General features: G+C 62.5%; 11 protein-coding genes, 1 tRNA gene and 1 pseudogene. 1 reads left to right on the plus strand and 12 read right to left on the minus strand.

All coding sequences use genetic code 11. From position 1 onward, the window contains the following. Positions 1-10 precede the first annotated feature (10 nt). From HMPREF3115_RS08585 to HMPREF3115_RS08625, 9 genes are all read right to left on the minus strand, one after another. Entirely contained in the window at positions 11-724 is a 714-nt protein-coding gene (locus HMPREF3115_RS08585) for an SDR family NAD(P)-dependent oxidoreductase (RefSeq protein WP_006409489.1), read from the minus strand. Next, positions 714-1,748: an amidohydrolase family protein gene (locus HMPREF3115_RS08590; RefSeq protein WP_070554111.1), complete on the minus strand. Its 1,035-nt coding sequence runs from the start codon at positions 1,746-1,748 to the stop codon at positions 714-716. The genes HMPREF3115_RS08585 and HMPREF3115_RS08590 overlap by 11 nt, the downstream gene beginning before the upstream one ends. 25 nt (positions 1,749-1,773) lie before the next feature. Beyond that, a complete protein-coding gene (locus tag HMPREF3115_RS08595) occupies positions 1,774-2,307 on the minus strand; it encodes a 3-hydroxyanthranilate 3,4-dioxygenase (RefSeq protein WP_006404111.1) in 534 nt (177 codons plus the stop codon). A 48-nt stretch (positions 2,308-2,355) separates the two neighbouring features. After that, positions 2,356-2,781: a RidA family protein gene (locus HMPREF3115_RS08600; RefSeq protein WP_006404112.1), complete on the minus strand. Its 426-nt coding sequence runs from the start codon at positions 2,779-2,781 to the stop codon at positions 2,356-2,358. Beyond that, on the minus strand, positions 2,778-4,268 hold the full coding sequence (locus HMPREF3115_RS08605) for a 2-hydroxymuconic semialdehyde dehydrogenase (RefSeq protein ID WP_070554112.1): 1,491 nt from the start codon (positions 4,266-4,268) through the stop codon (positions 2,778-2,780). The genes HMPREF3115_RS08600 and HMPREF3115_RS08605 overlap by 4 nt, the downstream gene beginning before the upstream one ends. 117 nt (positions 4,269-4,385) lie before the next feature. Next, positions 4,386-4,691, minus strand: coding sequence for a Zn-ribbon domain-containing OB-fold protein (locus HMPREF3115_RS08610; protein WP_006404114.1), 306 nt, complete (start codon positions 4,689-4,691; stop codon positions 4,386-4,388). After that, positions 4,688-5,854, minus strand: coding sequence for a thiolase family protein (locus HMPREF3115_RS08615; RefSeq protein WP_070554114.1), 1,167 nt, complete (start codon positions 5,852-5,854; stop codon positions 4,688-4,690). The genes HMPREF3115_RS08610 and HMPREF3115_RS08615 overlap by 4 nt, the downstream gene beginning before the upstream one ends. Positions 5,855-5,878: 24 nt before the next feature. Further along, a complete protein-coding gene (locus tag HMPREF3115_RS08620) occupies positions 5,879-7,234 on the minus strand; it encodes an MFS transporter (RefSeq protein WP_006404116.1) in 1,356 nt (451 codons plus the stop codon). 111 nt (positions 7,235-7,345) lie between these two features. Continuing rightward, the gene (locus HMPREF3115_RS08625; protein WP_059937558.1) at positions 7,346-8,968 is read right to left on the minus strand and encodes an ATP-dependent acyl-CoA ligase; all 1,623 of its coding nucleotides are present in this window, start codon (positions 8,966-8,968) and stop codon (positions 7,346-7,348) included. Positions 8,969-9,054: 86 nt separating this feature from the next. Here HMPREF3115_RS08625 and HMPREF3115_RS08630 point away from each other — a divergent pair, with 86 nt between their 5' ends. Then, positions 9,055-9,963, plus strand: a complete 909-nt coding sequence (locus HMPREF3115_RS08630; protein WP_035487900.1) for a LysR family transcriptional regulator — start codon at positions 9,055-9,057, stop codon at positions 9,961-9,963. 34 nt (positions 9,964-9,997) lie between these two features. Here the strand turns inward: HMPREF3115_RS08630 and HMPREF3115_RS32300 are convergent. The 3 genes and pseudogenes from HMPREF3115_RS32300 to HMPREF3115_RS08640 all read right to left on the minus strand — a co-directional run. Next, positions 9,998-10,199: pseudogene (locus HMPREF3115_RS32300) on the minus strand (acetoacetate decarboxylase); the annotation flags it as partial. A 1-nt stretch (position 10,200) separates the two neighbouring features. After that, positions 10,201-10,647: a MerR family transcriptional regulator gene (locus tag HMPREF3115_RS08635; protein WP_035946253.1), complete on the minus strand. Its 447-nt coding sequence runs from the start codon at positions 10,645-10,647 to the stop codon at positions 10,201-10,203. A gap of 766 nt (positions 10,648-11,413) precedes the next feature. Next, positions 11,414-11,489: transfer RNA gene (locus tag HMPREF3115_RS08640), tRNA-Ile, on the minus strand. Positions 11,490-11,554: the final 65 nt, after the last annotated feature.

Below are 11,554 nucleotides of genomic sequence, written 5' to 3' on the forward strand. Positions count from 1 at the left end.
CCGCGGTCGCTCAAAGCGTCAAAAGGCGCGCGTGCAGTGCCTGACGATCCGCCGCGAGCGCACGTGCGATGTCTTGCGCCATCGCGCCCAGGTAGACCTCGTCCGCTTCGCCTTCCAATGCTGCGAGCACGGCGTCGACTGCTTCCCGTACCGCGATCTTCGGCGGCGGAACGTCCCGGCTCATTTCCGTATCGATCGGTCCGGGCAGCACGGAGATAACGCGGACGTGATGCGGCGCGAGCTCGGCTCGTGCGCCTTCCGTCATTCGAAGCGCCGCGGCCTTCGATGCGCTCAGCGACGCCATGGACGGCAGCGCGACGCGCGCGAGTATCGACAGGATGTTGACGATGGCGCCGCCGTTCGTTTTGAGTGCCGGTGAGAACGCGCGCATCATGTTCAACGTCCCGAAGTAATTCACTTCCATTTCGGCACGCGCCGCTTCGGCGTCATGGGCTTCCAGGACCGGCTGCATCCGGTTCAGCCCTGCGTTGTTGATCAGGAGCGTGATGTCCGTGGCACTCGCCGCCGCCGTCGCCACCTGCTCGACGTTCGTGATGTCCAGCTCGACCGGCACGACGCGCGGATCATCGCCGGCAAGCCGGCCGGCTTGCCTGACGCCCGCATAGACCTTGCGCGCGCCCCGCGCCAGCAACGCTTCAAGCAGTCCCGCACCGAGCCCGCGGTCGGCGCCTGTCACACATGCGACGCAGCCTTCAATTTGCATGACGATCTCCGGAGCGGGTGTCATCCACCAGATTGAAAAAGCGTTGCGCATTGACGCCGAGGATTTTCTCCTTCGCTGCGTCGCTCAATTGCGGATGGTTCGCAACCAGTTCGCCGACGACCTGCTCGCCGAGCGGGAACGGATAGTCGGAGCCGAGCAACACACGGTCTTCGCCCATCGTCTCCACGAGCAACCGCAACGCGCCGTCGCTGAACACGGCACTATCGACATGGAAACGATCGACGTACGAAATTGGCGGATTCGGGCAGTTCTCGCGCACGATGTCTCGCTGCTCCCACGCGTTCTGCACGCGCCCCAGCAGGAACGCAAAGCTGCCGCCGCCATGCGCGAAGCAAAGCTTGAGCGTCTTCGGAATGCGCTCGAACGCGCCGGAAAGAATCAGCGACAAGATGCTCAACTGAGTTTCGGCCGGCATCGCGACGAGCCACGGCAACATCCACTTTTTCATGCGGCCGTCGGTCATCATGTCCCACGGATGGACGAGCACCGGTATGTCGTCGTTCGCGCAATGCGTCAGAAACGCCACCAGCTGATCGTCGTCGAGATCGCGCGGGCCGAGGTGATTGCCGATCTGCACGCCACGATGGCCGGCGCGGCGGGCACGCGACGCTTCCCGACAGGCCAGTTCGACGTCCTGCAGCGGCACTTGAGCCAGCGGCATCAGGCGCGCCGGTGCGTACGAACAGAATTCCAGCGCGCGATCGTTCATTCGCGCGGCCCATTCATGCGCCGCTACCGCGTCGTACCGGTAGCCGAACATCACGGGCGTCGCGCACATCAGCTGGATGTCCACGCCGCATCGGTCCATCTCGGCGATCCGCGTCGCGGGATCCCACAAGGCCCGATAGACGGGCCGGAAATCGCGCTCTCCGGTCACGATCGTCCCGGTGTCGCCGTCCGGATCGACCCGGAGCCACGGCGCATGCTCGGGATCGAGCGTCCGTGCTTCTTCCCGCGAAATACGCGGAAAAAAGTGGGCATGCATGTCGATTCGCACTGTCATGTTGGTTTGCCCTGGACGGGTTCGGTTAATCGGTTCGGCCTGGCTTGCCCGGATGGACGACGCCGCAGCGCGGACAGCGGCGCTGCTCCTCCGATGCGTAAAACGCATCGAAGAGCGGCGGCAGATCGCGGACGATGCTCTTGAGCTGCAGTTCGACACGGTGAACGCGCTCGCCGCATGCATCGCAATACCACTCGAATCCGTCCACGACGCCTTCCGGACGTTGACGCTCTATCACGAGGCACGCGCTGCCCGACTCCGGCCGCTGCGGCGAGTGACGGACATGCGGGGGCAACAAAAACACGTCGCCTTCGTTCAGTTCAACGCGCTCGCGCTTGCCGTCGATCCACAGATTCAGATATGCGTTGCCGCGCAGTTGATAGAAAAACTCCTCGAGCGGATCGTCGTGATAATCGGTCCGATGATTCGGCCCACCCACCACCGTGACGATGAAATCGCTGTCCTGCCATATCTGCTGGTTGCCGACCGGCGGCTTCAATAAATGCGCGTGTTCGTCGATCCAACGCTGGAAGTTGAACGGCTTTCCATAACTCAGCATGCTTGTCTCACTCAAAGGGATCGCCATGTTGATCCCGCGGTTCGCATTTCAGCGCGCGGGAACGTATGCCACTGCCTTCATCTCGATGAGCAGATGCGGATGAGGCAGCTGGTGAACCGCGACAGTCGTTCGTGCCGGGCCCGACTCGTCGAAATACGCCGCATACACTTCGTTGTAGCCGCCGAAATCGCTCATGTTCACGAGGAATGCCGAGATCTCAACGAGGTTCGACAAGTCCGCCCCCTCGCTCTTCAATATGTCGCGCAGGTTCTCGATCACGGCGCGCGTCTGGCGCCGGATATCGAGCGTGGCCGTGCCGAATTCGTCCGCCGATGCGCCATCGATCGTGTTGTCCGGACGTCGCGAACTGGTGCCGGACACGAACAGAAAGTCGCCGGCTCGCGTGATATGCGGGAAGCGCCCGCGCGGCGTGGCCTTGCCCGGCACGACGCGCGCTGAAGTAGTCGGATTCATGCGATCCTCACGCAGACGTTCGTCAATTCGGAATAGAAGTCGAGCGAATGGCGGCCGCCCTCGCGTCCCAGCCCCGACAGTTTGGTGCCGCCGAAGGGCGTGCGCAGATCGCGAACGAACCACGCATTGACCCACACGATGCCCGTCTCGATCTGCCTCGCGACCCGATGGCCGCGCGCAAGCTGAGTCGTCCAGATGCTGGCAGCCAGGCCATAAGCGCTGTCGTTGACGCGCTTCACGACCTCGTCTTCGTCGTCGAACGGCGCGATGTGGCACACCGGGCCGAAGATCTCTTCCCGGACGCACCGGGCGGAATCCGGCAAACCAGTCCAGATGGTCGGCATCACGAACGCACCGTCGTCCCGTGCGTCGCCAAAGCTCGGTGCACGGCCTCCGGTCACGACAGTCGCGCCTTCTTCGACCGCAAGACGGAAATACGACATCACCTTGTCGCGATGGCCGCGCGAAATGAGCGGCCCCATCGTCGTGGTGGGATCTTCCGGCGCGCCAACGCGCAATCCTTCCGCCTGTTCCTTGAGCGCCGCGACAAAGCGCTCGAAGATCGGCCGCTCCACATAAACGCGCTCGCTGCACAGGCAGACCTGACCGGCGTTGGTGAAACTGGATCGAAGCACACCGGCCACCGCCGCATCGAAGTCGGCGTCCGCGAACACGACAGCCGCGTTCTTGCCGCCCAGCTCGAACGACACCTCTTTCACGCCGTCCGCAACGGCCTTCATGATCGTGCTGCCGGTGCGCGACTCGCCGGTGAACGTGATTGCGCTGATACCCGGATGACGCGTCAGGAATTCGCCGGCCGCGTTCTGCCCGTGCCCATGAATCAGGTTGAAGACGCCCGGCGGCAAGCCGACCTCGTGCATGACTTCGGCGAGCAACGTTGCAGAGCTGGGCGTCTCCTCGGAGGGCTTGGCGACCACGCAGTTGCCCATCGCCAGCGCCGGTGCCACCTTCCACGTGAGCAACAGCAGAGGCAGATTCCATGGCGATATGATGCCGATCACGCCGAGCGGCTTGCGCGTCACATAGTTGATCAGCTCGCCGCCGTCTGCCGTATGGGTTTCGAAATACTCGCCGTTTGCGGTGCGGACAAGATCGGCAAAGGTCCGAAAATTGGCAATGCCGCGTGCGATGTCGAGGGTGCGGGCCTGCGCGACGGGCCGGCCGGTATCGGCAACTTCGGCCGCGACGAATTCGTCGAAGCGGGCCTCGATGCCGTCCGCGATCTTATGCAGCCATGCCGCCCGTTGCGCGGGCGTCGTGTCGCGCCAGCCCGCCTTTTGCGCCGCGTGAGCCGCACGGACGGCGCTATCGACGAGCGCGGCATCTGCTTCGCAGACGTCGGCCAGCTTGCGACCGTCGACCGGACTCAGGTTTGGAAAGCGTGTGTCGCTCGCCACAAACTCACCGTTGATGTAATGGCGCAACAGCTGCGGGTCGCGCAAGGTCGAAGTCAATTGAGATGTCACACCCTTCTCCTGCTTGATAAATTTTGCCGTTCCGTGCACATGTCCGAGCGTGCCCGGATCCCGACGCCTACCCGCCGGTGCGACCGGCCTCGTTCGACGAACACATTTCCGCGTGGGTCAGGCGATCGGCAGCACGACAACGCGGTTCTGTTCGTCGACTGCAACGCGGACGCGGTCGCCCGTTCGCACCGCGCCTTCGAGCCGCGCGATGACGGTCGGGCCGGCATCCGTCGTCACGCTGGCAAGAAGCACGTCGCCGCCGTCTTGTGCGCCGACGCGACGGCGCACGGTCGTCAATTCGCCGACACGGCCGTGTTCGACCGCTCGCTCGCGCCACTCGGCGCCGCCGCATTCAAAACAGAAATAGCGCGCCGGAAACACTGTCGAACCGCATTGCTTGCACTGGAATACCTCGAGTTTCATTGCGCACCCCGCTCAACCGCTTCCAGCACGACGGCATTCGCACACATGCCGTAGCGATACTCGACCATGCCGTAGCCACTGACGACCGCCAGCCGGGCATTCGGCACCTGCCGCTCGCCTGCCCGTCCGCGCAGCTGAGTGATCGCCTCGACGAGCCCATGCATGCCGCCCGCGGCGCCTGCCTGCCCGGCGGACAGTTGACCACCGGATGTATTCGCCGGCAGCGCGCGCGATTCGATGCGCGCGATCATCGCGCGCAAGTCGCCGTCGGGCGCGAAGCCGAGATCGTCCAGTTGCGCAATCGCCATCACCGGGTAGTCGTCGTAGACCGAGACCATGTCGATGTCGTCGGGCGTGACGCCTGCCTGTCGCCACAATTCGCCGGCGATCGCAGCCAGTGAAGTGCGAGTGCCGTCGCCCGTCTGGTGGTCGCTGTTGTAAAGGCATTGCAGCGAACGCACACGGACGTTCCTGGCCTGGCGCACGAGATCGGCGCGCGCGACGATCACCGCGTTGGCGCCGCTGACAACGGGGACGCAATCGAATCGTCCCAACGGATCGGCGACGATCGGCGCGTCGAGATAGTCTTCGATCGTCAGCGGCGTGCGATAGACGGCGTTCGGATTCAGTGCCGCCCACGCACGTTGCGCGACGCAAAGCGCCCCATAGTCGCGGCGGGTCAGGCCGTGATGCTGCGCGTGACGTTGCGTGAGCATCGCGAACAGTCCGTTCGGCCCGCCGAGCTCGAGCGGCCGCAGCCAGGTGCGCGTCGTCAGGTTGTAGTGATCGACGAGCTGCTTGAAGTCGGCCGGCTCGAACCGATCGCCGGACACCAGCGCAATCACCTTCGCGTCACCATGCTGAACCGCGCGTATGGCGTGCTGCAGCAGGTTGATCGCGCTTGCTCCACCGTGACAATCGTCCATGCTCCAGCGCGGGCTGATCCCGAGCCGCCACGCGAGGTCGATCGCATGGTCCGGAGCCAGCGTAAAAGACGCGACGCCGAGACCGTCGATGTCTTTCGCCGAAAACCCCGAGTCATCAAGGGCAGCGGCAAACGCGCGGGCCAGCAGGTCGCCGGTGGAATCCGACGGCGCGTGTCGCTGGTACGGTACTTCCACCGCGGCGGTCAGCAGCACGTCGTCGCATTGCTCGAGTGTCATATTCGATCTCCTTGCGTGCGACGCTCAACGCTCGCGACGGGCAACCGTCTCATGGGTGAACAACAGCGAGATCACGGTGATCATCCCCAGGGCCGCCATCAGCAATGCCACCGGCCACGCTGCGTGGTAGTGCGCGAGCAGCGCCGTCGCCAGCATCGGCGACAAGCCGCCTGCGAAGACCGACGACACCTCGTGACCGAGCGCCATCCCCGAGTAACGCACCTCCGTGCTGAACAGCTCGCCCATCAAGGCCGGTTGCGTGCCGAGCATCGCGCCGTGACACACGGCATTGCCGAGCAGGAAGGCCAGCCAGATGAGCGCCGGGACCTTCGTATCGAGGAGCCAGAAAAACGGGAACGCGATGATCACGACGCCGACGGCACCGATCATGTACACGGGCTTGCGGCCCAGGCGATCGGACAGGCGGCCCCACAACATCAGCGTGATCAGTTCGACAGCCATCGAGACGATCACGCCAGCGAGCATGATCTGGTTCGGTACGCCGATGAACTTCCCATAAACGAGCGCGAACGCAATGACGATGTATGACGCGCCGTTTTCCGCCACGCGCAGCCCCATTGCCATCAGCACTTCCTTCGGATGCTTGCGGATCACATCGAGCACCGGCATCCGCGCCCGTCTGCCTTCGGCCTCGGCCTTCGCGAACTCGGCGCTCTCGGGCAACCTCGAACGGATATAGACGCCCACACCGAAAATCGCGATCGACAGCAGAAACGGAATGCGCCAGCCCCACGCCATGAACGCGTCCTTCGGCAACATCTGCACGACGAAGAAAACACTGGCCGACAGCACGAAGCCGCCGCCGACGCCGATCTGGCTCATCGACGCGTAAAATCCACGCCGCTCGGGCGGCGCTGACTCGCTGATCATCAGCACTGCGCCCCCCCATTCCCCGCCGGCCGCGATGCCTTGCAGGATGCGCAGGACCATCAGCAGCACCGGCGCCCACAGGCCGACCTGAGGGTAAGTCGGCAGGAAGCCGATCAGGAACGTCGCGCCTCCCATGATCGACAGCGTCCACACGAGGGCGCTCTTTCGACCGTAGCGGTCGCCGATGTGCCCGAACAGCGCGCCACCCAACGGACGCGCGGCGAACCCGACGGAAAAGCCCGCGAATGCGACCAGCGTGCCCACGAGCGGATCGGTTCCTTTCGGAAAGAACAGCTCGCCGAAAACGAGCGCTGCGGCCGTGCTGTACAGGAAAAAGTCATACCACTCGAGCGCGTTCCCCGCGACGGACGCGAACACGATTCGCCGCAGGGACCTTTCGTCGACAGACGCCGTCGGGAGCTCGGGCGCCACTTGAGGGGGCGTGCTCGCGGCAGAAAACGTTCTCATGCTAGTCATGGGAGGCTCCATGTGTACATTCGAGATGTACTCATTGCTGCTGTCTCAGTTGCCAAGCGTTGAAGCGGATCGCCCTGTCGCGAACCTGTCCGCCGCGCCTTCAGGAAAATAGCGACCTTCGCGTCATCGACGCTTGAGCTGGTATCCCGACATTTCCAGATCCCACGTCGTCGCAGTCACGCCGGTTTCCCGTAACTTGAACTTCTGGATCTTTCCGTTTTCCGTCTTCGGCAGCTCTTGCTCGAAGTCCAGATAGCGCGGCACGGCGAAGTAGGGCAATCGCGGTTCGCAGTAGCGGATCAGATCGAGTGGCTCCAGCGCCTCGCCGTCTCGCAGGCCGATGACGGCCATCACCTCGTCTTCGGCGAGCGCGGACTTCACGGCAAATACCGCTGCGGTCTCGACCGACGGATGGCTCAACAGCACCTGCTCGACCTCGTACGACGAGATGTTCTCGCCGCGGCGGCGAATCGCATCCTTCTGACGATCGACGAAACGGAAATAGCCGTCGGCTTCGCGTATGACGCGGTCGCCGGTGTGAAACCACAGATTGCGCCAGGCCTTCACCGTTTCGGCCGGCATGCCCAGATAGCCGTTGGCAAAGGAAAACGGCTCGCTCGCTCGCAGGATCAGCTCGCCGGGCTGGCCGTCCGGGACCGGCCGATCGTGCTCGTCGACGACGCGCGCTTCGAAGCCTTCAGCCAGCCTGCCCATATATCCCGGGCGTTGAACGCTCGCGACGCCGCCGATCACGGCATTGGTTTCCGTCGAGCCGTACCCGTCGATCAACGCGATGCCGCAGCGCGCCGTAAATTCTTCCTGGAAATGTCCCGGCACGCCCGGTGCGAGTGCCACACGTACCCGATGCTTACGCTCGTTCGCCGTGACCGGCCTGCCGAGCAGAATGGGCACCATCGCACCGAGAACGAACGTGACGGTGGCTTGCGTGGCCACCAGCGCGTCGAAGAAGCCGCTTGCAGAGAAACGCCGGCCCACGACCAGTTGCGCGTCGTGCAACATGGCCTGAAAAAAACTGTTCAACGCGTTCGTATGAAACAGCGGCAAGCATGTGTACAAGATGTCGCCGGCGACAACGCCCAGATCGCGCGCAGTGTTGTATCCCCACCAGTAGAACTGCGCATGCGGGCAGATCACGCCTTTGGACAACCCCGACGTTCCGGAGGTATAGAGCACGGCAAAAGCATCGCCTTCGTCGACGTCCGCGGCCGGAATCGACTCGGTTGCTCGCGGAAGCGGCGTCGTGCTGTAACGGGGCGCCAGCGAATTCGCCGCCGGTTCGTCGATAAGCCAGATGTGCTCGAGCGGGAGATCTCGCGCATCGAGCGCGTGCACGACATCCACAAGATGCGCTTCGGCGACCAGCAAGCGCGCGCCGGAGTTACGCAGGATATGCTCGAGCTGCGGACCGCGCGACGCGGTGTTGATCGGCACGACCACCGCGCCGAGCCAGCCGCAGCCGAGGACGACTTCCATGAATTCCGCACGGTTTCCGCAGAGCAATGCGACGCGATCACCGCGCTTGATGCCATGTGCGGCCAGTGTGCCGGCTCGGCGCGCCGCGATCTCGATGGCATCGGCGCCGCTCCATACCGTGGTTCCGTCTGAAAAAAGCGGTCCCTCGGCGTTTCGGGCAACGCGTGCTGCCAGCAAGGCCGGCAAAGTGCGCAACGAGACAACCGCTGGTTCGTCTGCACACTGTTCGACGATCGTATCTGTCAGTTCCATGAACACTTGCCTCTCCTATGTGTGAGGCCAGTCTAGGTTCGGCTAAGATATCGGTCAAATCGATCAATTTTCTTGTGTACATAGACGTGATCAATTTTCATAGCATCGATCTGAACCTGCTGCGCGTCTTCCAGGTGATTCTCGAAGAGCGCAGCCTCACGCGTGCGGCGCAGCGGCTTCATTTGTCGCAGCCCACGATCAGTTATTCGCTGGGGCGTCTGCGCTCACTGTTCGACGATCCGCTTTTTGTTCGGACGCCTGATGGAATGTTGCCCACGGCGACCGCGGAAAGATTGGCTGTCCCGCTTAGCAACGCCATCGCGTCGATCCGCGAAGCATTGCGGCAAAGCGAAGAGTTCGATCCCGCGACGAGTACGCGCGAGTTTCGGCTGGCCATGTCCGACATTGGCGAACACGTTTTTCTGCCGCGCATCTGCGAGAAATTGCAGCGCATTGCGCCGGAGGTGCGGTTGGCCGCCGAGCAAGTGCCGCTGCGCGAGGTCGAGGAGAAATTGCGACTCGGGCAGATCGATCTCGCTATCGGCAATCTTCCGTCGCTCCTGCCGGTCACCAATCACGCGCTGCTGTTTCGCGACGAGTTTGTGTGCATGACGCGCAAGCGCGACGGGCTACCGGCCCGGAAGTTGTCGCGGCAAAAATTTCTGGAGTTTCTGCATGTGAGCGTGACGACCAGCGACAGCAGCCACCTTGCGATCGACGATATCTTGCGCACGCAGGGTTTGCACCGACGGATTGCGCTACGCGTGCCCCACTTCACGGTGGTTCCGCAGATCCTGCAGCGCACGAACTGGATGGTGACGCTTCATAAAGGCGCGGCGCTCATGTTCAATGAAACGGGCCAGTTCTCGATCTATCCGATGCCGGCGGAAATTCCAGAGATTGAATCCACCGTCCATTGGCATCGCAACTTCGACAATGACGAAGGGATCCGCTGGTTCCGCGAGCTCGTCATCGAGACGCTACATCACGATTGACTGCATATCGAAAAACATAGCGCAACACACTTCAGCGCTCGGCAGGTGACGGGAACAGCAGCTGAACGTTACTTGAGCGGTAGTAGAAGTTTGGCGCCCACTTCGGATCAACCGTGGATGCGGCGATCAGTTTCGGAATTCTGCAAAAAATCGATGTTTCCTGCGGCAGGATCTCTCGCCACCTCGTCGAGGTCCCGGTTCATTCGGTAACGGTCGTAGTGGCCGCCGGCACGCACCTCAGCCGGTGGTGGAACCGTCGAGTTTGCCTAGATCCGGCGTAATCCCTGCTTCACGGAGACGGTCCAGCACGCGCTTCTTGTTGTCGACACATTCAATTCCGTCCGGCCTGTCCTCGATACTCTCGATCGCGACGACAAGTTGGGCTCGGGTATGGTCGAGACGCTTGCGAATGGTGTCGATCTCATCCACCTTCTGCTTGAGTGCATCCAGCAATGCGCCATGGTCCCATGCGCCCGGGCCGACCGGCAGCAGTTGCCGAATCTGCTCGAGCGTAAACCCCGCCTGCTGCGCGATCGAGATCAACCCCAGGAGAATTCCCGCCTCCGGGGGATACTCCCGATAGCCATTCGCTTGGCGCTCCACCCTGATCAATCCCTCTGCCTCATAGAAACGAATACGTGAGGCCGTGAGACCACTGCGCTTCGCCAACTCTCCGATTTTCACGCCACACCCAAAAAAACTATTGGAATCAACGTTGACTTTAATCCTAAAGTTGACCGGTGACTAGCGACCGCCTCGCGACCTACCGGGCATTTCAACTTGTCTCGACAAACGGAGAGCATTGTCTCACTCCGGCCGCAAATGGTGACGCCGGTGGCCTGCGCGTCGCCGGTAGAGTGGCGGGATCCCAGCGCGATAGTCATGTTGCCGTTTCGTCAGTCGCCGTCACAAGAGGAGTCGCCCGCTACCGAGCAGCAACGATCGCCGCGCACGTAACGGGTTGTCAACTTGAATATTGAACAGGAGTGTTGATCATGGGACCCGTCAACGCTTCGTCGTCATCTCGACGGCACGACTCGTAGTGGAACAGCGACCGCGAAATCCCTACCAGCCCTCAGGCCCGGGAACCCAACGCGCGTTCGGTCCTCAACACTTGGACCGCTTCGCACTCGGCTCGCGGGCTTGCTACTTTCGGGACAGCAGGTCCCCAGTCGTAGTAGGTCGCTTCACGAAGTCGTGACCGCATTTTGAGGCGTCATAGACGGACACCAGAGAGGCAAGGAGGCGCTCGGACCGACTAGGCACCGGCCATCAGAAACGAAAAAGCCGACCCACCGGGTCGGCTTTTTTCGCGTCGAATTGCGGTCGGTTGCCACCGCGAACCAAACCTCAAACGTATAGCCAGTCGCCGATAAAGCATAACGTGTCCAGGTCGTGGACAACTTATGCTTAACGGCACAATTTCCTTGGATAACCTTCGAAGCGAATTTGGTGGGCCCGGCGGGGTTCGAACCCGCGACCAATCGATTATGAGTCGACTGCTCTAACCGCTGAGCTACAGGCCCTGGAGGAATGCGGAGCGTGCTACATACGCCACCGGCAGAGACGCCGGGCCGGCATTGTAACAACA

This window comes from Burkholderia sp. HMSC10F09 (assembly GCF_001806955.1).
GTDB classification, from domain to species: Bacteria; Pseudomonadota; Gammaproteobacteria; order Burkholderiales; family Burkholderiaceae; genus Burkholderia; species Burkholderia multivorans.

Excerpts from the sequence above, each read along its gene's own strand:
- HMPREF3115_RS08585 (WP_006409489.1), bottom strand. The coding sequence starts at position 724 with ATGCAAATTGAAGGCTGCGTCGCATGTGTGACAGGCGCCGACCGCGGG.
- HMPREF3115_RS08590 (WP_070554111.1), bottom strand. The coding sequence starts at position 1,748 with ATGACAGTGCGAATCGACATGCATGCCCACTTTTTTCCGCGTATTTCG.
- HMPREF3115_RS08595 (WP_006404111.1), bottom strand. The coding sequence starts at position 2,307 with ATGCTGAGTTATGGAAAGCCGTTCAACTTCCAGCGTTGGATCGACGAA.
- HMPREF3115_RS08600 (WP_006404112.1), bottom strand. The coding sequence starts at position 2,781 with ATGAATCCGACTACTTCAGCGCGCGTCGTGCCGGGCAAGGCCACGCCG.
- HMPREF3115_RS08610 (WP_006404114.1), bottom strand. The coding sequence starts at position 4,691 with ATGAAACTCGAGGTATTCCAGTGCAAGCAATGCGGTTCGACAGTGTTT.
- HMPREF3115_RS08615 (WP_070554114.1), bottom strand. The coding sequence starts at position 5,854 with ATGACACTCGAGCAATGCGACGACGTGCTGCTGACCGCCGCGGTGGAA.
- HMPREF3115_RS08620 (WP_006404116.1), bottom strand. The coding sequence starts at position 7,234 with ATGGAGCCTCCCATGACTAGCATGAGAACGTTTTCTGCCGCGAGCACG.
- HMPREF3115_RS08625 (WP_059937558.1), bottom strand. The coding sequence starts at position 8,968 with ATGGAACTGACAGATACGATCGTCGAACAGTGTGCAGACGAACCAGCG.